The organism is bacterium (assembly GCA_018812485.1).
In the GTDB taxonomy this organism is placed as follows: domain Bacteria; phylum JAHJDO01; class JAHJDO01; order JAHJDO01; family JAHJDO01; genus JAHJDO01.
In genome coordinates, this window is record JAHJDO010000135.1 from 1 (window position 1) to 19035 (window position 19035).

22 protein-coding genes and 1 tRNA gene are annotated in these 19035 nt (G+C 36.7%); 10 read left to right on the forward strand and 13 right to left on the reverse strand.

What is annotated here, in order from left to right; all coding sequences use genetic code 11:
* Positions 1-224 precede the first annotated feature (224 nt).
* Positions 225-1478: a proline--tRNA ligase gene (proS, locus tag KKC91_11515; GenBank protein ID MBU0479180.1), complete on the forward strand. Its 1254-nt coding sequence runs from the start codon at positions 225-227 to the stop codon at positions 1476-1478.
* Positions 1479-1509: 31 nt separating this feature from the next.
* Entirely contained in the window at positions 1510-1905 is a 396-nt protein-coding gene (locus KKC91_11520) for a PilZ domain-containing protein (GenBank protein ID MBU0479181.1), read from the forward strand.
* Here the strand turns inward: KKC91_11520 and KKC91_11525 are convergent, their stop codons facing one another.
* The 11 genes from KKC91_11525 to KKC91_11575 form a co-directional block, all read right to left on the reverse strand.
* Positions 1906-2571 (reverse strand): uracil-DNA glycosylase, encoded by a 666-nt coding sequence (locus tag KKC91_11525; protein ID MBU0479182.1) that lies wholly within the window; start codon positions 2569-2571, stop codon positions 1906-1908.
* A 3-nt stretch (positions 2572-2574) separates the two neighbouring features.
* Positions 2575-5244 carry a preprotein translocase subunit SecA gene (gene secA, locus KKC91_11530; GenBank protein ID MBU0479183.1) on the reverse strand — a complete coding sequence of 890 codons (2670 nt, stop codon included), beginning with the start codon at positions 5242-5244 and terminating at the stop codon, positions 2575-2577.
* A gap of 18 nt (positions 5245-5262) precedes the next feature.
* Positions 5263-5339 (reverse strand) — tRNA-Pro (locus KKC91_11535).
* A 5-nt stretch (positions 5340-5344) separates the two neighbouring features.
* Positions 5345-5686 (reverse strand): MerR family transcriptional regulator, encoded by a 342-nt coding sequence (locus KKC91_11540; GenBank protein MBU0479184.1) that lies wholly within the window; start codon positions 5684-5686, stop codon positions 5345-5347.
* A 5-nt stretch (positions 5687-5691) separates the two neighbouring features.
* Entirely contained in the window at positions 5692-6687 is a 996-nt protein-coding gene (locus tag KKC91_11545; GenBank protein ID MBU0479185.1) for an NAD(P)H-dependent glycerol-3-phosphate dehydrogenase, read from the reverse strand.
* A gap of 94 nt (positions 6688-6781) precedes the next feature.
* A complete protein-coding gene (locus KKC91_11550; GenBank protein ID MBU0479186.1) occupies positions 6782-7066 on the reverse strand; it encodes a type II toxin-antitoxin system RelE/ParE family toxin in 285 nt (94 codons plus the stop codon).
* The gene (locus KKC91_11555) at positions 7059-7298 is read right to left on the reverse strand and encodes a CopG family transcriptional regulator (GenBank protein MBU0479187.1); all 240 of its coding nucleotides are present in this window, start codon (positions 7296-7298) and stop codon (positions 7059-7061) included. Before KKC91_11555 ends, KKC91_11550 begins: the two co-directional genes overlap by 8 nt.
* Positions 7299-7443: 145 nt before the next feature.
* Positions 7444-8079, reverse strand: a complete 636-nt coding sequence (gene plsY, locus KKC91_11560) for a glycerol-3-phosphate 1-O-acyltransferase PlsY (protein ID MBU0479188.1) — start codon at positions 8077-8079, stop codon at positions 7444-7446.
* Positions 8076-9398, reverse strand: a complete 1323-nt coding sequence (der, locus tag KKC91_11565) for a ribosome biogenesis GTPase Der (GenBank protein MBU0479189.1) — start codon at positions 9396-9398, stop codon at positions 8076-8078. Before der ends, plsY begins: the two co-directional genes overlap by 4 nt.
* The gene (locus tag KKC91_11570) at positions 9379-9915 is read right to left on the reverse strand and encodes a CDP-alcohol phosphatidyltransferase family protein (GenBank protein MBU0479190.1); all 537 of its coding nucleotides are present in this window, start codon (positions 9913-9915) and stop codon (positions 9379-9381) included. The genes der and KKC91_11570 overlap by 20 nt, the downstream gene beginning before the upstream one ends.
* 42 nt (positions 9916-9957) lie before the next feature.
* A complete protein-coding gene (locus KKC91_11575) occupies positions 9958-10893 on the reverse strand; it encodes a zinc-ribbon domain-containing protein (protein ID MBU0479191.1) in 936 nt (311 codons plus the stop codon).
* A gap of 153 nt (positions 10894-11046) precedes the next feature.
* On the opposite strand from KKC91_11575, the gene KKC91_11580 reads away from it, so the two are divergent.
* The 7 genes from KKC91_11580 to KKC91_11610 all read left to right on the forward strand — a co-directional run bounded on the left by KKC91_11580 (position 11047) and on the right by KKC91_11610 (position 16545).
* Positions 11047-11850, forward strand: a complete 804-nt coding sequence (locus KKC91_11580) for an AAA family ATPase (protein ID MBU0479192.1) — start codon at positions 11047-11049, stop codon at positions 11848-11850.
* A gap of 6 nt (positions 11851-11856) precedes the next feature.
* Positions 11857-12837 (forward strand): HD-GYP domain-containing protein, encoded by a 981-nt coding sequence (locus tag KKC91_11585; protein MBU0479193.1) that lies wholly within the window; start codon positions 11857-11859, stop codon positions 12835-12837.
* A complete protein-coding gene (locus KKC91_11590) occupies positions 12824-13294 on the forward strand; it encodes a lasso peptide biosynthesis B2 protein (protein ID MBU0479194.1) in 471 nt (156 codons plus the stop codon). The genes KKC91_11585 and KKC91_11590 overlap by 14 nt, the downstream gene beginning before the upstream one ends.
* The gene (locus KKC91_11595; protein ID MBU0479195.1) at positions 13254-14108 is read left to right on the forward strand and encodes a nucleotidyltransferase family protein; all 855 of its coding nucleotides are present in this window, start codon (positions 13254-13256) and stop codon (positions 14106-14108) included. The genes KKC91_11590 and KKC91_11595 overlap by 41 nt, the downstream gene beginning before the upstream one ends.
* Positions 14109-14117: 9 nt before the next feature.
* Positions 14118-14393 (forward strand): PqqD family protein, encoded by a 276-nt coding sequence (locus KKC91_11600; protein MBU0479196.1) that lies wholly within the window; start codon positions 14118-14120, stop codon positions 14391-14393.
* Positions 14394-14395: 2 nt separating this feature from the next.
* On the forward strand, positions 14396-15469 hold the full coding sequence (locus KKC91_11605) for a radical SAM protein (GenBank protein MBU0479197.1): 1074 nt from the start codon (positions 14396-14398) through the stop codon (positions 15467-15469).
* A 77-nt stretch (positions 15470-15546) separates the two neighbouring features.
* Entirely contained in the window at positions 15547-16545 is a 999-nt protein-coding gene (locus KKC91_11610) for a hypothetical protein (protein ID MBU0479198.1), read from the forward strand.
* Here the strand turns inward: KKC91_11610 and KKC91_11615 are convergent.
* Both KKC91_11615 and KKC91_11620 read right to left on the reverse strand, forming a co-directional pair.
* A complete protein-coding gene (locus KKC91_11615) occupies positions 16519-17331 on the reverse strand; it encodes an ABC transporter permease (protein ID MBU0479199.1) in 813 nt (270 codons plus the stop codon). The two genes, KKC91_11610 and KKC91_11615, sit on opposite strands and share 27 nt — an antisense overlap.
* Positions 17324-17977 (reverse strand): ABC transporter ATP-binding protein, encoded by a 654-nt coding sequence (locus KKC91_11620; protein MBU0479200.1) that lies wholly within the window; start codon positions 17975-17977, stop codon positions 17324-17326. The genes KKC91_11615 and KKC91_11620 overlap by 8 nt, the downstream gene beginning before the upstream one ends.
* Before the next feature lie 87 nt (positions 17978-18064).
* Here KKC91_11620 and KKC91_11625 point away from each other — a divergent pair, with 87 nt between their 5' ends.
* Complete coding sequence (locus KKC91_11625) at positions 18065-19027, forward strand: polysaccharide biosynthesis/export family protein (protein MBU0479201.1); 963 nt, start codon at positions 18065-18067, stop codon at positions 19025-19027.
* Positions 19028-19035 lie beyond the last annotated feature (8 nt).

Genomic DNA, 19035 nt, shown 5'->3' on the forward strand with positions numbered 1-19035 from the left:
AACCCTTCCCAATGATCTCGAAATATCTGGATGAGCCTGTTTTTGTAGTAGATAGGACTGTCATTCAACATAGCTACTACCAATCATAGCATAATTTGAAATTAGATAGATTGATATAATTTCCTATGCTATCAAGGAAAATTTTAATCCGCTTTACAACCCAGCATAGATAAATTATACTTCATAGCAATAAAAAGGTATAAATAAAAAAAGTATAAAATATTATGCGTTGGACCGAATCTCTTATAAATACTCTGTGGCAGGCACCTTCTGAGGCAGAAATTTCGTCTCATAAATTAATGCTTCGCGCCGGGCTTATCAAAAAGCTCGCTGCAGGCATATACATTTTTATGCCTCTAGGACTTAAAGTATTACGCAAAATAGAAAATATCGTTCGAGAAGAAATGGACGCCTCTGGAGCTTTAGAACTTCTGATGCCAACTCTTCAACCTGAGCAACTATGGCAGGAAAGTGGAAGATGGAATAAGATGGGTAAGGAGATGATGAAGGTTCAAGACCGCCACAAGAGACAATTTGGTCTTGGCCCAACACATGAAGAGATTGTAACAGATATTATTCGCAAAGAAGTTAAATCATACAGACAGCTACCTGTCACACTCTATCAGATTCAAACAAAGTTCAGAGATGAAATAAGACCGCGATTTGGAGTTATCAGAGCCAGAGAATTTATCATGAAAGATGCATACAGCTTTGATAGAGATATTGAGGGATTAAATAAAAACTATAAGAAAATGTATGATGTTTATTGCAAAATATTTGACAGATGCGCATTGAAATATCAAATTGTTGAAGCGGAATCCGGCATTATGGGAGGGGATGTATCTCATGAATTTATGGCATTAGCTGATGCAGGAGAAGATGCAATCGTTATATGTCAATCCTGTGGATATAGCGCAAGTATGGAAAAAGCCGAAGGAGACAAATGTCCCCAATGTGCCAAGCAGATGAAAACTAACAGAGGTATAGAACTCGGACATATATTTAAACTTGGAACTAAATACAGCAAGTCTATGGAAGCAAAATTCCTCGATAAACACGGCAAAGAAAAAACAATTGTTATGGGTTGTTATGGAATTGGAATATCCAGAATTATTGCAGCAGTTATAGAACAAAATAACGATGAACATGGGATAATATGGCCAAAATCAATAGCTCCATATCAGGTAGAAGTTTTGCCTTTAAATGTTAATGACAACGAGACAATGCAGATAGCAGAGAATATATATAAAATTTTGCTGTCAAAGAAAATAGAGGTCATTATTGATGATAGGGACGAACGGCCAGGTATAAAATTTAAAGATGCAGATTTAATTGGAATACCAGTCAGAATTACAATTAGTGCTCAAAAAGCAAAAGACAATGTTGTGGAAATCCATAAAAGAGATACAGGTGAAAATAAACTGGTAAATATAGATGATCTGTTAGAGAATTTGACAAACGTCCAAAGTCTTGTATAATTAAACCAGATAAGAGAGGAGCTATCGTACTATGCCTAATCCAAAAATACCAATTGAAAGATCGCGGCATGATGTCAGATTTTCTATATCCATTCCTATAGAATATGAGAAAGTCTATAATCCTGCAAGAGAAAAAACAATTAAGAAAACAACTGCGCGAGATCTTAGTGGAGGAGGCATACAATTCGAAACAGACGAAGATATTCCGAAAGGTATAAAACTTTCACTTAGAATAAAAATGCCGAATTTGGGAAAATTCTTTACAGTTAATGCAGAAGTAACTCACTCCAAAAAAATCAGCAGTGACGTATATGATATAGGAGCAAAATTCCTGAATATATCCCAAGAAGCTAAAGAGGCTATGAACATGTTCTATTACATTAACAGATTAGAACGAAAAGGGCCTATAGCTACCTATCAGAAATAGCTACGTTTTCTCATATTCTGCTTTAATCTTCTTCATATCCTGCCAGACGAGTTTTTTTTCGTTTGGATTGTATAACAAGTAAGCAGGATGAAACGTAGGAATTAATTTTGCATTCCTGTATTCAAAGAATCTCCCTCTAAGTTGAGAGATAGGCTGTTGGTTATTGAGAAGAGTTTGTGCAGCAAACTTACCTAAAGAACAAATAATCTTTGGCTTTATTATGCTTATCTGTTCCAACAAATATTCCTGACACACAGCGATTTCATAAGGCTCAGGATTCCTATTCCCCGGAGGCCTGCACTTAAGAATATTAGCTATATAAACATCCGTTCTTTTAAGCCCTATTGAATTTATTATTTTTGTTAAAAGCTGTCCAGCTTTACCCACAAATGGCTCACCTTGTAAATCCTCATCTCTTCCAGGTGCTTCGCCAACAAACATAAGCTTTGCATGCTCATCTCCAGCGCCAAAAACCAGATGAGTTCTTGTTTTTGCAAGTGGACACTTTTGACAGTCCTTTATTCTCTCCTTCAAGTCTAAGAGCCCTCCTGCGCACTCCTCCTGCGTAGGATTCTTAACTTCCATGCCCTGTTCGCATAGATACTGTTTTGTGAGCCTCACGACACCCAACAGTTCTTCTTGTAGAGACTGTTTATCCATGCTCATAAATTACGCATTTGCTCCGCAACACTTCTTATACTTCTTTCCACTTCCACATGGACAGGGCTCATTACGCCCTATCTTTTTCTCTTCTCTCTTGTATGGCTCCCTTGGAGCTGCTTCTCCCTCAGGTTGATTTGTATGCATCTCCTGCCGCTGAGGCATTTGCCTCTGGCTGAGATGCCTCATATCCTTTGCCTGTTCATGGCTAAGATGTTGAGACGAAGCATCAAAAACTTCTTTCATATGAATTGCTTCATCTCCAACCTGAATCTTTAAAACATACTCAATAATTTCCTCTTCTATGCTCTCAACCATCGCAAAGAACATATTGACTCCTTCCCTCTTATATTCTACAAGGGGATCCTTCTGTCCGTAAGCCTGATAACCTATCCCTTCTCTAAGAGTGTCCATAGCATAGAGGAGGTCCTTCCATTTTGTATCTATTACATGCAGCATTATTGCCTGCTCAGCCTGAGGTACAATTACACTCCTCTTAGCTTCATAAGCCTTCTTAATCCTGCTAACTAAAGATTTTTTTAAATCCGGATATTCTATCTTAACGGGGTCTACTTCATTCCTATTAAAAGAAATACCTGCGCTCTGTCTAAGCCAAGCTGAAAGTCCGTCCAAATCCCATTCTTCAGGATGAATGTTTTCCGGGGTGTAAATAGAAAGTTTTTTCTCTACAATTTCATTTATCATATCAGATACATAATCTTCCAACTTTTTACCTTCCAGCACCATATCTCTTTGCTGGTAAATTACCTCTCTTTGTTTATTCATTACATCGTCATACTTGAGCAGGTCTTTACGTATATCAAAATTGCGGCCTTCAACTCTCTTTTGAGCATTTTCTATTGCTTTTGTTACCATTCTATGTTCTATTGGCTGCCCATCAGGCATGCCCATTCTTTCCATAAGCCCCCTAATTCTGTCAGAACCAAAAATTCGCATAAGATCATCATCAAAAGACAGGTAAAACCTTGAAGAGCCTGGATCTCCTTGTCTGCCTGCCCGTCCCCGAAGCTGGTTATCTATACGCCTTGCCTCATGGCGTTCTGTGCCTAATATATGCAATCCTCCGCGATTCGCTATGCCATCTCCCAAAACAATATCAGTTCCTCTGCCAGCCATGTTTGTTGCTATTGTCACAGATTTTTCCTGACCTGCTCTTTCTATTATCTTTGCCTCCTGTTCATGATATTTGGCATTTAAAACCTCATGAGGAATCCCCTCTTTCTTAAGCATCTGATCTAAAACTTCTGACTTTTCTATAGATATGGTACCTACAAGCACAGGTCTTCCAAGCTTGTAAAGCTCTTTAATCTCCTGTATTATAGCCTTGAATTTTTCCTTCTCTGTTTTATAAATCACATCCGGATAATTAGTTCTCTTAAGGACTTTGTTTGGGGGTATTACAACTACCTCTAAATTATAGATCTTGTGGAATTCCACGGCTTCAGTCTCTGCTGTTCCGGTCATTCCAGCCAGCTTCTTATACATTCTGAAATAATTTTGAAATGTTACTGTTGCAAGTGTTTGGCTCTCCTGTTCTATCTTCACTTCCTCTTTTGCCTCAAGCGCCTGATGCAAGCCATCCGAATAACGCCTTCCGGGCATAATTCTGCCAGTGAACTCATCTACAATAACCACCTGACCATTTTTTACCATATAGTCCTTATCCCGCTGGAAATTGCAATGCGCCTTAAGCATTTGTTCGGCATGATGTTTATATTCCATGGTCTCAAGAGTGTGAAGGTCTTCTAAACCCAGTAGTTTGGCTACTTTCATTTCCCCTTCTTCAGTAAGATAGGTAGTATGGGCCTTTTCATCCTTTATATAGTCCCCTGTTTCCTGCTTGGTTTCTTCATTGCGTATTCCTTCTTTAAGCCGGGAGAAAATTTGTTCTAATTTATAGTATTTATCCGTCGATTCCTCAGCTGGTCCGGAGATAATTAATGGGGTGCGAGCCTCATCTATTAAAATACTGTCTACCTCATCAACAACAGCATAGTTGAGTCCTCTTTGAACCTTATCCTCCTTTCTTGTAGCCATATTATCTCTCAAATAGTCAAACCCGAATTCATTATTTGTTCCATAAGTAATATCAGCTCCATAGGCAATTTGCCTTTCCTGCGGATTCATATCGTGCTGAATGAAACCTACAGACAATCCCAGAAACTTATATACCTCTCCCATCCAGGCTGCATCTCTTTTTGCCAGAAAGTCATTCACTGTTACTATATGGACTCCCTTGCCTGAAAGCGCATTGAGATATGCAGATAGTGTTGCAACAAGTGTTTTTCCTTCTCCCGTTGACATCTCCACAATCTTTCCCTCGTGAAGTACTACTCCTCCTATAAGCTGCACATCAAAGTGAGACCCAAACCTCCGCTGGTTCGGGTCTCCAAAAAGTTTCTCTGCAATCTCTGGGTTGGAAAAGACACGTTTTGCCGATTCTTTTACTACTGCAAATGCTTCTGAAAGAATATCATCTTCAGTTTCGCCCTTTTTCAGCCGCTCTCTAAACTCATCAGTTTTAGCCTGCAGCTCGGAATCAGAAAGACTCTGATATCCCTCCCAGAACTGGTTTACAGCGCCTACATATTTCCATAGCTTTTTAAGCTCACGGTCATTCTTTGTGCCAAAAATCTTACGAAGAATATAGCTGAACATCTTTTATTCCTGTTAATTTGGTCGGGGCGACTGGATTCGAACCAGCGACCTCTTGAACCCCATTCAAGCGCGCTACCAAGCTGCGCCACGCCCCGATTGATTACCTATTTAAAATAGCTCGTATATCAGTAAGCTCTTTATTGATATCTTTTATTATATTAACTAGTTCATGGTCATGTGACTTCTTTAAGCCGTTCTTTGGTGCTTCAAGTTGTTTCTTTGCGCCATCTCTTGTATATAAATCTTCCCACAGAAGCTTTTTTATTTGCAGTATAAGCTCTATATCTTTTTTAGTATAACTCCTTTTACCATCGCCGTCCTTTTGAGGTTTTAACTGCTTAAATTCTCCTTCCCAGTCACGCAGCACATACGACTCCACTTTCGTGAGTCTGCTTACCTCGCCTATTGAGAAAAAGAGTTTATCAGGTATATTGATTTCCATATTTCTTATTCTATTTCTGATTTTGCATCTCTTGTCATTAAATCCATAACTGCTTTTCGCGGATCTTTATTATTAAAAAGCACTTCGTAAATTTCAGTTGTTATTGGCATATCTACACTATGTTTTTTTGAAAGAAAGTATGCTGACTGAGTTGTTTTTACACCTTCTGATACCATTGACATTGAATCAAGGATTTGGCTAAGTGTCCTTCCCTTTGCAATCTGCTCGCCTACAAACCTGTTTCTGCTGTGTTTACTTGTGCAAGTTGTAATTAAATCACCTATACCACTCAAACCGGAAAAGGTGTGGGGGTTTGCTCCCATTTTTGCACCAAGCCTTCTGATCTCTGCCAATCCTCTGGTAAGCAAGGCAGACTTTGTATTATCTCCAAAACCAAGGCCATCAGAAATCCCAGCAGCTATAGCTATTATGTTTTTCAGCGCACCGCCTAATTCAACGCCAATTACATCAGAATTTGTATATACTCTAAAATCGCGAGCCATAAAAATTGTTTGAACATGTTTCGCAACATCCATATCTTTCCCGGAAACCACAACTGTAGTAGGGATTCCCCTTGCCACCTCTTCTGCATGAGATGGGCCTGACAGAACAATAATATTGGTATTATCTGTCTCTTCTGCGATTATCTCTGACATCCTTTTTAATGTTTTATTCTCAATGCCTTTTGCAACACTCAGTTTTACAACTCCTTCTGGAACATGAGAACTTTTTGCGACCTTTCTCATCACATGGGAAGGCACAGCATAAACTACTAAAGAAGCCTCTGATATGGCTTCATCTATTTTGGATGTTATATAAATTTCAGCAGGTATGTCTATTTCTGGCAGAAACTTTGGATTCTTTCTCTGTTTAAGGAGAACCTCTGCATAATCAGGAAATGCTTCCCATAAAGAAACCTCTAACCCCTTTTTATAAAGATGAATAGCTAATGTTGTTCCCCATCCGCCAGCTCCAAGCACACAGATTTTTTTATTATTCATAATAGACTAAATACTAACAAAGCACCGTACGTTATGCAAGAATTTTTAGTTTTCATAAGTCATTGCGAAGGATGAAATCCTGAAGCAATCTCTGTCACTTCTTGTAGGCATTCTTTCGATCATCAACAGTAAGGATGAAAACTATCCGTTCATTCTTATCTATAATGTAGAAGAGTCTGAACTTGCCGATTCTGTATCGCCAAGTATCGGGGGAATACCCCTGAAGCTTCTTGATGTTATTCCCCCAGAAAGGCTTTGTCTTGATTTGGGGATAGACATAGCTATCAAGTTTCTTGCGCAAAAAAACAGCATCGTGCGACGATAGCTTCTTAAACTGCTTTGCAAACTCGTCGGTTTCAAATATCCGAAAATCAGACAAAGCAACCTCGTCTGGCTTTTGCATCACAAAGACCGTTTTTAATACTGAGGTTCAAGCTTGCGTTATCTTTGATTTCCGCCATTTCGAATTCATCCACGTACTCGTGTTCTTCCACGAAGCGCAGAGCAGCGGTCTCAATAAAGTTTGAAAGCGGCCGATTGTCATTGATTGCCATGCCTCGAAATCTCTGGTATATCTTGTCATCAAGTCTCAATGTTACAGTTTTAGACATTGTTTACCCTCCTGGATAATCTTAGCTATTGTTTATATATAGAATACAAAAGAATACATATGAATGCAATGGAAATCTTCGTGATTTAATTTCACATCCCCCTGAGTCCCCCTTCAAAGAGGGAATAGTTTTGCCGCAGGTGAAACTAGGGGGATGTTTTTCCTTTCTTCCCAATCCTGTTTTCCGTTCCATGCAAAAGTCTTTTTATGTTGCTTTTGTGTCTTATAACAACAAACACTGCTGCAATTATTCCAAAAACAAGATTCTCAATCCTGAAATTAAAAACACCTATGAAAATAGGCAGACTTATTGCAGCTACTATAGAGGAGAGCGAGACATATCTTGTGATTAAAGCGCATATTCCCCATACTGCGACGCATAACAGTATAGGAATTGGTGCTATAGCGAGAAATACACCTGTGCTTGTTGCAACTCCTTTTCCTCCTTTAAAATCCAAAAATATAGTCCAGTTATGACCTATTATTGAACTTGTTCCCGCTATTATTTGAAACAAATTACACAACTGATCTGAACAACCTCTATGAAAATATGCGGCTATTATACTTGCGCAAATCAGGCCTTTGGCAATATCAATAATCAGTGTTATAATTCCGGGAATAATCCCAAGCACTCTAAATGCATTAGCTGCTCCTACATTCCCACTTCCAAACTCTCTAATATCAATTTTTTTTATTAATTTCCCAATTATAAAACCTGTTGGAATTGCCCCCAAGAGATAACTTACTGCAATCATTGCCAGGATTTTCAATATAATTGTCATGTTGTTTCCTTTATTTTAAACCTTATTGGAACACCTTCAAACCCGAAATTATCATACAGATTATTTTTCAGATAGTTTAGATAGTCTTCCATAATCAAATTTCTATTATTAACAAACAAAGCAAATGTAGGCGGGCAGGTTGATACTTGAGTTATATATTTTATTTTCAACTGCTTGCTGGATGTAGAAGAGAACGGCCTGCGTTTTTTCGCATCTTCTAACATCTTGTTAAGCACTGCAGTACTTATGCGTTCCGTATAACATTTATGTACATTAAAGGCCATGTCCATGACCGTAAATATCTTTTCTTTTTTCAATGCGGATATAAAAATCACTGATGCAAAATTAAGAAACTTTAAGTTAGCTTTAAACTGTTCGAGCCATATTCCCTTATCAATACCCAGCTTTTTTGATAGATCTGCCTTATTAATTGCTATTATTATTCCCTTTCCCTGTTCACAGATAAAAGAGGCTATTTTTTTATCCTCCCGCGTTGGCCCTTTCGTTATATCTATAATTAAGATCGCTACATCGGATAGTTGTATAGCTTTTTGCGCTCTTATTACACTATATCTTTCAACGTCTGTCTTTAGTTTGTTTCTCGCTCTAATACCTGCTGTGTCAACTAATACAAAACTTGCGTTTTTGTACTTTAGAAAGCTATCTACAGCATCCCTTGTTGTACCTGGCTCCTTGTCTACTATAAGTCTTTCATCGCCGAGTATTGCATTTACATAGGAAGACTTTCCAACATTTGGACCCCCAACAATAGCTATTCTTATCTCATCGGATGATACTGCATTTTCTCTATCAGAAAAATCCTCTGTTACCTTGTCTAATAAAGTATTAATATTTAAACCATGAGATGCTGAAATTGGCAAAAGTTCATCAGTTCCAAACTGATAGAAATCATAAATATCATTAGTCTTCGCTTCAGTGTCTACCTTATTAACAACTACAATATATTTTTTATCTGTCCTTCGAATTTTATCTATAATCTCTTTATCTACTGGAAGAACACCTGTCTTGGCATCAACCATGAAAATTATAAAATCTGCCTGAACAATAGCTACATCAACTTGTGCTCTAACCTGCGCAGATATATTATCCAAACTCTCGAAATTCAGACCTCCAGTATCTATAATCTCAAAGCTTTTGCCTCCCCATAGACCAGTTCCATAGATTCTGTCCCGTGTTAGACCGGAAAAAGAGTCTACTATACTTTTTCTTTGTCCAATTATCCTGTTGAAAAGCGTTGATTTGCCAACATTGGGACGACCTAGAATTGCAACAATGGGGTTACGCTTTTCTGTCTCCATTTAATAGCTTTACTCCATGTATAGTATAATTAATTCCTGATATCACTGTAAAAACCATTGTTGTCCATACAATGAAACTTATTGAAGGAACTTTTATATTTAACAAAGCATAAATGATCGTGAAAATTTGCAAAAAGGTAGTACATTTGCTAACTTTTGAGGGCTTGGGCTCAAGACCTCCTAAAACAACGTAAAGTATTAAAAAACCGGATATGATAATTACATCACGCGCAACGACTACGATTGTAAGAAAAACAGGAATGCTCCCATCCATCATTAGCATTATAAAAGCTGTTATAAGAAGTATCTTATCTGCTATTGGATCAATGTGTTTACCGAATTTGGACACTTGATCTCTCTTGCGGGCAATTAAGCCGTCTATGGCATCTGTTATACCAGCAATAAAAAATATGCCTAGAGCTATGAGTCTAGTTTCTGGTGTTCCTTTGTGTAGAAAAATAGCAAAGACAGGCACCAGTAATATCCTAAAAACAGTCAAAAAATTTGCCGTATTCATGAATAAAATCTTTATAACAATAAGAAATAACAGAAGGTTAGACTACTGAACCTTTGTCCCGCATTTTGGGCAAAACTTAGCTCCCGGCTTAAGAGATACGCCACATTTCGAACATGTTACGCCCTGAATTTTCTTCCCGCATTCCGGACAGAATACAGTGCCAGGAGATACTTCAGCGTTACAATATGGACACTCTTCAAGAGCAGCCTGCGGAATTTCTTCGCCGCAACTAGGACAGAATTTTGTTCCTTCCTTGACCTGAGTCCCGCATTTAGGACAACTAACCATCACAGTTCCTGCATCCAGCAAATTCTGACAATGTGCCTGAACCTTCACAACGATATCATCAATTGCTTTCTGCGTTGCCTCTCCCATTGGGGTCTTCTTAAAACCGCCAAAACTTACTCCCAGGCTCTTTGCTCCGGGTAAAGGTATAGCAGCTCCTAAGCTTAGCCCCCTTCTTTTTGCTTCTCCACTAAACCTGAGTGTCTGCATTTCTGAGGTCTCAGCATTTACAACCTTTATTATTCCAGCAACTATTGCAGTTTTAGTATCTCCACCAATAGAATATCCGCCAAAGCTTACTCCCCCACCCATGCCTTTCTGTGAATATTCAAATACTGTAATCACTCCATTAAGAATTATCTGCGCTCCTTTAATATTTCCAATTTTCGCCTTTGTTTTTTTGCTTACTCTCCCGCTTGCCCCAAGATCCTGCTCGGAGATTATATCTCCTAAATCCATTCTGCTCATAACGGAAAACTGCCCGGTCTCTGTTAATGCGCTTTCCAGCATATCAGCCATTCCAGTTCCCATGTTTAACTCAGATTTCCTCCAATAATCAGTTCCTGGAGCATCTTTTGCAGTGAATTTACTTACAGCTACACGCACCTTTTCCGCACATACAGAGCTTGAAAACAAGACAGCAACAAATAATAAAGCCAAGACAACAGCTAACGGCTTCGCTACACACTTCATACCAAAATTCCTCCTTTTTTAACTATTAATATTGCAAGTTATATATAGCATTGCATCATGATTTTTGTCAAGCCAAAACGGGACATTCTCATTTGCCTAGACTTTCAATACTTATTTCTATATAATCCCAGTATATAAGTTTAAAGGTAAATCTTGTATAAAGAATACTGGAGACTTCAGAAGAAACCTTTTGAGAATACTCCTGACCCCCTGTTTTTATACCACTCCGAGGAATATGAAGAAGCCTTCACAAGACTCATGTATGCAGTAACCAATAAGAAGGGTGGAGCCCTTCTTACGGGCGAATACGGCGCAGGCAAAACCTTATTAAGCAGAACCATAATAAACAACCTTACAGAAGACAAATATGAAATTGCGCTGATTACTAACCCTAACTTTCCGCCAGAACAACTTGTTCCCGAAATTCTCTATCAGCTGGGTGCCGAGAATATTAATAAGAACATAAAGATTGACAATGTTCATGCTTTCAATGACCTCTTATATAAAAATTACGAGTTGAATAAGGGTACAATTATAATTATCGATGAGGCTCAACTGATAGAAGACACAAGAATGTTTGAAGAGATCAGGTTGCTGCTGAACTTTCAGTTAAATGATCAATTTCTTTTAACCCTTATTTTGATGGGACAGCCTGAATTAAAAGCAAAAGTATCAAAAATTCCTCAATTTAAGCAAAGAATATCAATCAGCTATCATCTAACAGGGCTATCTGAAAAAGAAATATCTAATTATATAAAGCATAGATTAACTATTGCTGGAACAAGTTCTGATATTTTTTTGAAAGAATGTTTTCCGTCAATTTATTCATATTCAAAAGGAATTCCAAGAGTGATTAACAATATCTGTGATCTGGCATTATTTATAGGGTTTAATAAAAAAATTGACGCCATTGACAAAACAACCATTATGAAAATAATCGATGATTTGAGTAAGTGAGTTGACATGGTAAGAATATCCGATTTAGTAAGAAAAGATGATTCTCCAGAATCTGACAAAAATTCTTTGAAGTTTTCTAATAAGCAACCTGATTCTAAAAAACAGGATGAACATTTAAAACTTTATTATAACCTGTTAGAATTTATGAAAAGTCTTTGGAATGACCTTAAGCAAAACAAGGTTATTAATGAGAAAGAGGTCAGAGATATTATTACAAAAACAGTAAAAGAAGTCAGGCACAATCATGAGGTATTCACCAACCTTGCCGAAACATACATGGATAGTAACTATCCCTCTATACATTCTGTTAATGTAGCTTTTATATGTATAAATATGGGACTCGGGTTAAATTATACCAATGAGCAACTTATTGAATTAGGAATAATCGGACTGCTTCATGACATAGGAATGGTGAAAATAGATAATGAAATTTTTAATTCCTGTAAGGAGTTAACCATTGAACAGCTTGACGAGATAAGGAAACATCCATGGTACGGCGTAAAAATCCTTAAGCAGTCAAAAGGTTTTTCTCCAACAGTCAGGAAAACCATATATTCGTCACATGAAAGAATTGACGGTACAGGATATCCCAATAAAATAAAAAATGGCGACATAACTGAACTCGAGCAGATTGTCGGCTTGGCCGACACCTTTGAAGCAATGACCCATCCCAGACCATACAAAGAGCATCTATCTCCGTACGAAGCCATTAAAAACATTGTTGAAATTTCTGGAGGAAGATTCAACAGAAAAATCTTGAAAGCGCTTCTTGAACAGATTACGTTCTATCCTATAGGCTATAACGTATTACTTAATACAGAGGATAAAGCTAAGGTAATTAGGATTAGTAGCAACTCTCCATCAAGACCTGTGGTAAGCGTGTTTGAAGATAAAAATGGCAAAGCAGTCTCTCCTTCTAAAGAAATTGACCTTTCAAAGCAGCATTTTTTCTACATAAAAGAGACCCTTCTAGATGCGTCTTCTTAAGAAAATTAGAGATAATTTTCTGTCATTTCGAGATGTATTTCTCTTTCTGAAGATATCTCTTTTCGCGATGATCTTGCCTTTTTTAATTAAATTCCTGAAAGTACAAAAATTAATGTATTTTTTAAACGTTAAAGGTGAAAACAACAGAAATTATTCAGGAGATAAAATTGTTAAATATACGGATTATATATTAACTCGCAGCTTCCTATTTTATAAAAAAACCTGTCTTAACAGGAGTATTATTTTATACAGGTTTTTAAATAAAGCAGGTATAAAAGTAAAGTTGAATATTGGGATTAAGCGCGTTTCGTCTTGCTTTAAAAAAACAGATTTAATGGGACATGCCTGGCTTACATGTAACGGTAATTATTATGCGGAATCAATTCCACAGGAGACTGAAAATTATATTAAAACTTATGAATATGCCCCAAAACACCATCAATATCACTGCTCATAATCTCAGAGCATTAGAAGACATAAAAAAAATAATAAAGCTTCTGAATTTATATGATATAGATGTGATACTATTAAAAGGCATTGCTCTGATTTTACAGTATCCCAATTATATATCAGAACGTGTGTTAACAGATATTGATGTGCTTGTAGATAAAAAAAAAATTCGTGATACTGGAAAAATACTGAAAGAGAATGGATACATATATGAAACATCGAACAAGGCAACCCATATTACTTATTATAAAAGAAGTAATTTACCCGTGGAAATTCATTGGACCCTGATCAACTATTTAAATCCGCTGCAAAAATATGCATTTGGCATAAGACTGGATGATATATGGGAAAAGACGCAACGGATGTCTGTTGACAGTTTAAAGTTTAATTTAATGTGTCCTGAGCATATGATAATCTATCTGTCCATGCATATGATAAAAGAATTTCATGTTTCTAGAAAATGGATTAACGACATTAAACTATTAATTAAAAAAGAAAAGACTATAGATTGGCTTCTCCTCGTAAAAACCGCTCAAGCGTGGGGATGTATTCCCTGCGTGTATCACGCTTTAAAAGTTATCTCAATGGATAGCGGGTATTTGATACCGAAACCTATAATGAAGAAAGCTGCTTCTTACAAATTTCCATTTTGGCATAACTGGTTATTAGACAGAATATCGAGAGGACTATCCATAAGACACTTGCGTATATTGCTTTATTTTTCCGTTATGCCTGAGATAAAAGATAGATTGAAATCATTTCTATATCTTCCGATATACATCTTGAAAACAAGATGTTGCAATGATAAAGTTATATTATAAAGGTGATAAGTGAAGAAATATTGTATAAATGAAAGCAAAGTCGCATGGAGAGATTTAGATGGAGAGACTGTTATTCTGGATCTAAAAACCGATACTTATTTTTCACTTGATAAAATTGGAACCAAAATCTGGAATAAGATGATAAAAAAATCCGAAATTAAAGCCCTTGTGGCTTTAATAACAAGTTCATATGAGGTAACTGCGAAAGAGGCTGAAAGAGATGTTGAAGAATTGATTTCCAGTTTAAAAAAGCAAGGATTAATTCTGGAATCGGCAGAGAAATGAAAATGAAAAATATTATAGAAATAGATAAGGGGTTATTGACGAAGCGTTTGAGGATGAGATTAATTCCTTTCTGCTGTGTGTTTGAAATTACATCAAAGTGCAATTTAAATTGTAAACACTGCTACATATGTCAGGATAAGGCAAAAGAACTCACATTTGATGAAATTAAAAATATACTGGAACAAATTAAATCCTGCGGATGTCTTGAGCTTACAATAACTGGTGGAGAACCGCTGCTTAGAGAAGACATTTTTGATGTAATAAAATATGCAAGAGATAATGACTTTGCAGTATCTCTTTTTACAAACGCCGTATTAATGGATAAAAAAACAGCGAAAAAGCTCAAGGAGCTTTCAGTCTATGACATTCAAATTAGTTTATATGGCGCAAGGGCTTCCATACATGAGAAAATTACAGGAAAACCAGGTTCTTTTGAAAGAACAATAAATGGGATTACTTTATTAAGAAGAAACGGAATCAAGCCCATAATTAAAACAACTGTTATGAAGGATAATTTTAAAGAGATAATCCATATTAAAAAATTATGTGAGGACATGAAATTAGAATATATTTTTGACACTATGATTTTCCCAAAGGATGATGGAAGTACTGCGCCTTTAAAGCTAAGATTAAACAACAGGAATCTATATGATTTTTTTACCGCAATGAATAAAAATGACAGAACCTCATTTTCATCTGAACAAATCCACTACAGGAAATTTGACACATGCGCAGCGGCAAGATCTATATTCGCTATCTCGCCCGATGGCAAAATTTATCCATGTATTGCATTTAAAATAGAGGCAGGGAATATCAATAAAGAACGATTCAAAGATATTTGGCAAAACTCAAGTGTTTTTAAGGATATCAGAGCAATGTCCATAAAGGATATTCCTGAATGCTCAAGCTGCGATCTGAATAATGAATGTCTCAGATGTCCGGGACTCTCACATATTGAACACGGAAATTTTAAAACTGTGCCCAAAGAATTGTGTAGAATAACAAAAATCAAGGAGGAAGCAAAAAATGAAGAAAACCTACGAAAAACCCAGACTCACAAAGTACGGGCAGCTTAAAGACATAACAAAGATGGCTATAACTGCCTCAAAAACGAATAAGAATCAGTGTCCGTCAGTATGCCAAACTCCGCTGCTTGCTAACAGGAATAATCCAAAACAGGGTTGTTGTTAATAGATCTGTGTTTGATATACACGGTGTCCGTTTTGAAATTTCCTCAAATAGGGAAAAGTATATAAAATGGACAAAAGATTACATCTATTTTGCCGAGAAAAGAAACAAAAATCTCCAATGGCATATCCATATTAACGAAATAAAAGGAAGTTTTCCCCTCTTCCCTCCTGAGACATCAAAAAAAGCCAGGTCAAAATCAATTCCCATCATTTACGAAAATGGCAATTTATTATGGTTTGACTTTTTTTATGCTGTTGCGCAAATTAATTTGACAAGCAAAAGTATCGCAGTCTGGATAAAGAAATTCAAAGGGCTTACAGAATTCTATTTTACAAATATAATCCTGTTTAATATCCTTAATCTTATTTTAAGCTATAGTGGTATGGTTTTTATTCATTCAGCAAGTCTTTGTTATGGCGGGAAAGGCATTATTTTGGCAGGTGAAGCGGGAGCGGGCAAAAGCACTTTATCTGTGGGATTAGTGGAAAGAGGATGTAAATTCCTTTCTGATGATAAGTCTATCATTCATCTTAATAACAATAAAGCTGAAATGCTTTCCTTTCCTGAACCAGTTTCTTTGCAAGAGGATGCCTGCAGTTTTTTCACAACGACTAGACCATTTGCAAAACAAAAAAATAAACTTGATAAATATAAAAAGATCTTCAGGATAAACTCATTGTACTGCGACTCTGCTATAAGCAGATGCAAGCCAAGTCTGATTATATTTCTGCATAAAGCCTGCGGCAAAGAAACTTTTGCTAAAAAGATAACCAAAAAAGAATCTTTAGACTGCCTTATTGGGTCTGTTTCAACATCTTTTATTACTGAATCCGCTGTTGTTTTTAAGATATTGGCTGAACTTGCTGATAGCGTTAGATCCTATAGATTAGCCCTTGGAGAAAATATAGATAAATCTGTTGAAGCAATTCTAGGTTTAGTAAGAAGCGAGAAGCCCCTTTAGTTTAGCTTTCTTCAGACACCAGTTGAAAAAGATATGTCCTGTTCCGCATATCAATATAGAAAAAATCAGAAGAATGATTAGCTCTTCTTTCATATCAAGAATTGACTGTCCGTAAAACATGGATTTCCTTGCCGCATTAAGAGAATGTGTAATAGGAAGAAAATCCGAAACTTTATGTAACCATTTTGGAAGGACTGCTATAGGGAAATAGACGCCGCCAAGCAGTCTGAAAACGTTCGTTATAATCCATGAAATTGGATTCCAATTTTTAAATATTAATATAAATCCTCCTCCCATGAGTCCAAACCCTGTTGAATAGACGGCTGTCGTTAACAGAACAATAAACAATGATGGGAAATTTATATTAAGTTTTATTCCAAAGAAAATAATGCCTATAATCACGTATAATAGAAACATGAAGAAAGAATATATCATTGTGTTTATTGCTATTGCATAAGCAATGCTTGTAGGTTTTACCGGCGATACAAGAACAACTTCCAGGGTGCCTGTAAGCTGCTCGTTGCGAATATAGTCAGGAATTGTCTGAAGTCCAGCCCAGACAATACTTGATGAAGCAATGCCTATTAATACAAAAGAGAAATAATTATCCGCACAGCCTTTTACAAAACTGGTTCCGCTCTGGCCTATTAACTTTGATATAAAAAAGAAAAGCATAATTGTGAAAATTATATTAAGCTGACTGAATATGAAAGAGCACTTGTAGCTCTTATCAATAAGAAATTCTCTTACTATCAATGCCTTTGTAATTTTTAGGAATCTAAACATTATTTACAATTTTGCCTTTTTCCATATACATAACTCTGCCAACAATATTTTTAATCTCCCTTTCCTTTGCAGTTGCGATGAATGCTAATCTGTTATTCTTCCTGGAATAATCCTGCATTAATCTGTTCACCAATTCAATTCCATCTTCATCCATAGATATAAAAGGCTCGTCAAAGAGCAATATTTGAGGCCCATGCAATATTGAACGAATGATATTCAGCTTCTGCCGCATTCCTGACGAATATAACCCTGCCAGAGTATCTCTGCTGTTTTCTAATCCAAATTTGGACATTAAATAGTTTGCCCTTTCTGTAATATTTTTTTCGCCCATTCCATAGAACCTTCCAAAAAAAGTAAGGTTCTGCAACCCCGTTAATCTCCAGTGCAAACATCTGGAATCAGCAGGCAGCCACCCAATTCTGAGGTCAGGATAAATATCTTCATTTATTTTTACGGCACCGCTATCCGGGATCAACAACCCAGCAATGATCTTTAATAACGTAGTCTTTCCTGCTCCATTAGTGCCAACCAATCCAACAATTTGCCCGCTTTCTATGGAAAGATTAATATTACTTAGGGCTCTGACGCTTCTTCCATTCGAGCGAAATATCTTTGTTAAATCTATTATTTTTATGGCATGTTTCATGTTGCGTTCGTATAATTTAAGGTTATTGGTTTTGATTTTATAGTAGAAATTTGATATTATCAAGTTATTAGAGAAGGTGTGGGCAATATGCAGAAGCACAAAGTATTAATCATTGTGTTATTTTTTTCCCTGTTATGTTGTATTAATTCAAGCATCTCTTCCAAGGAGAATACTTCACTGGACTATGTTGTTGGTCCCGGGGATGAACTGTCTATAACTGTTTGGGGGCACGATGATCTGAGCAGGGATGTAACAGTCAGCAGAAAAGGAGACATAACAATAGCTCCTCTGGCAGTTATACATGTTGCGGGAATGACAATTGGACAGGTTGAGAGTGAGGTAAAGAAGATATTTTTAAAATATGTTCTGCATCCTATCGTCACACTTTCGATAAAAGAATATAAGAGCCAGAAGATTATTGTGCTTGGCGAGGTAGGTAGCACAGCTGCAGGAGCAGGAATAAGCGGACCTGGTGTATATACATTGAAGGGTAAAACAGAGTTTCTGGAGTTTTTTATGTCAGTAGGAGGTCATACCAAAAATGCAGATATAAAGCATATAAAACTGATAAAGCAGAATGGTGAGGTAACCACAATTGATTTGAATAATTATGTATTAAAGCCGAAACTAGAACAAAGCATTTATGTGGAAAGTGGAGATAGATTATTTATTCCTCCAATTATTATAGATAAAGTTTTTGTTATGGGAGAAGTTAAAAGTCCAAGAGTTGTTCCTTATTATGCAGAAATGAGACTTATGGAGGCTATCACAGAAGCTGGAAGCTTTACAGAAAGCGCGACTATAAGAAGCACAAAAGTTGTAAGAGGCAGTTTTGAGAAACCAGAGGTCATCTCTGTAGCGATCAGAAAAATATTTAAAAAAGGATCTATTAAGTATAATATCCTTCTTGAACCGGGAGATATAATATACGTTCCCAGGTCAACGATTGGAAGCATAAATTATTTTATCAGACAAATTCTTCCAAGTTTGCAATTAGCCGCCTTTACCAATGCATTGGCTACAACTGCCACCTTAAGAACAGTTAAATAGGAGAAAAC

Excerpts from the sequence above, each read along its gene's own strand:
- secA (MBU0479183.1), bottom strand. The coding sequence starts at position 5,244 with ATGTTCAGCTATATTCTTCGTAAGATTTTTGGCACAAAGAATGACCGT.
- KKC91_11575 (MBU0479191.1), bottom strand. The coding sequence starts at position 10,893 with ATGAAGTGTGTAGCGAAGCCGTTAGCTGTTGTCTTGGCTTTATTATTT.
- KKC91_11520 (MBU0479181.1), top strand. The coding sequence starts at position 1,510 with ATGCCTAATCCAAAAATACCAATTGAAAGATCGCGGCATGATGTCAGA.
- KKC91_11615 (MBU0479199.1), bottom strand. The coding sequence starts at position 17,331 with ATGTTTAGATTCCTAAAAATTACAAAGGCATTGATAGTAAGAGAATTT.
- KKC91_11525 (MBU0479182.1), bottom strand. The coding sequence starts at position 2,571 with ATGAGCATGGATAAACAGTCTCTACAAGAAGAACTGTTGGGTGTCGTG.
- KKC91_11625 (MBU0479201.1), top strand. The coding sequence starts at position 18,065 with ATGCAGAAGCACAAAGTATTAATCATTGTGTTATTTTTTTCCCTGTTA.
- KKC91_11620 (MBU0479200.1), bottom strand. The coding sequence starts at position 17,977 with ATGAAACATGCCATAAAAATAATAGATTTAACAAAGATATTTCGCTCG.
- proS (MBU0479180.1), top strand. The coding sequence starts at position 225 with ATGCGTTGGACCGAATCTCTTATAAATACTCTGTGGCAGGCACCTTCT.
- der (MBU0479189.1), bottom strand. The coding sequence starts at position 9,398 with ATGGAGACAGAAAAGCGTAACCCCATTGTTGCAATTCTAGGTCGTCCC.
- KKC91_11570 (MBU0479190.1), bottom strand. The coding sequence starts at position 9,915 with ATGAATACGGCAAATTTTTTGACTGTTTTTAGGATATTACTGGTGCCT.
- KKC91_11605 (MBU0479197.1), top strand. The coding sequence starts at position 14,396 with ATGAAAAATATTATAGAAATAGATAAGGGGTTATTGACGAAGCGTTTG.
- plsY (MBU0479188.1), bottom strand. The coding sequence starts at position 8,079 with ATGACAATTATATTGAAAATCCTGGCAATGATTGCAGTAAGTTATCTC.
- KKC91_11585 (MBU0479193.1), top strand. The coding sequence starts at position 11,857 with ATGGTAAGAATATCCGATTTAGTAAGAAAAGATGATTCTCCAGAATCT.
- KKC91_11595 (MBU0479195.1), top strand. The coding sequence starts at position 13,254 with ATGAATATGCCCCAAAACACCATCAATATCACTGCTCATAATCTCAGA.
- KKC91_11540 (MBU0479184.1), bottom strand. The coding sequence starts at position 5,686 with ATGGAAATCAATATACCTGATAAACTCTTTTTCTCAATAGGCGAGGTA.
- KKC91_11555 (MBU0479187.1), bottom strand. The coding sequence starts at position 7,298 with ATGTCTAAAACTGTAACATTGAGACTTGATGACAAGATATACCAGAGA.
- KKC91_11545 (MBU0479185.1), bottom strand. The coding sequence starts at position 6,687 with ATGAATAATAAAAAAATCTGTGTGCTTGGAGCTGGCGGATGGGGAACA.
- KKC91_11590 (MBU0479194.1), top strand. The coding sequence starts at position 12,824 with ATGCGTCTTCTTAAGAAAATTAGAGATAATTTTCTGTCATTTCGAGAT.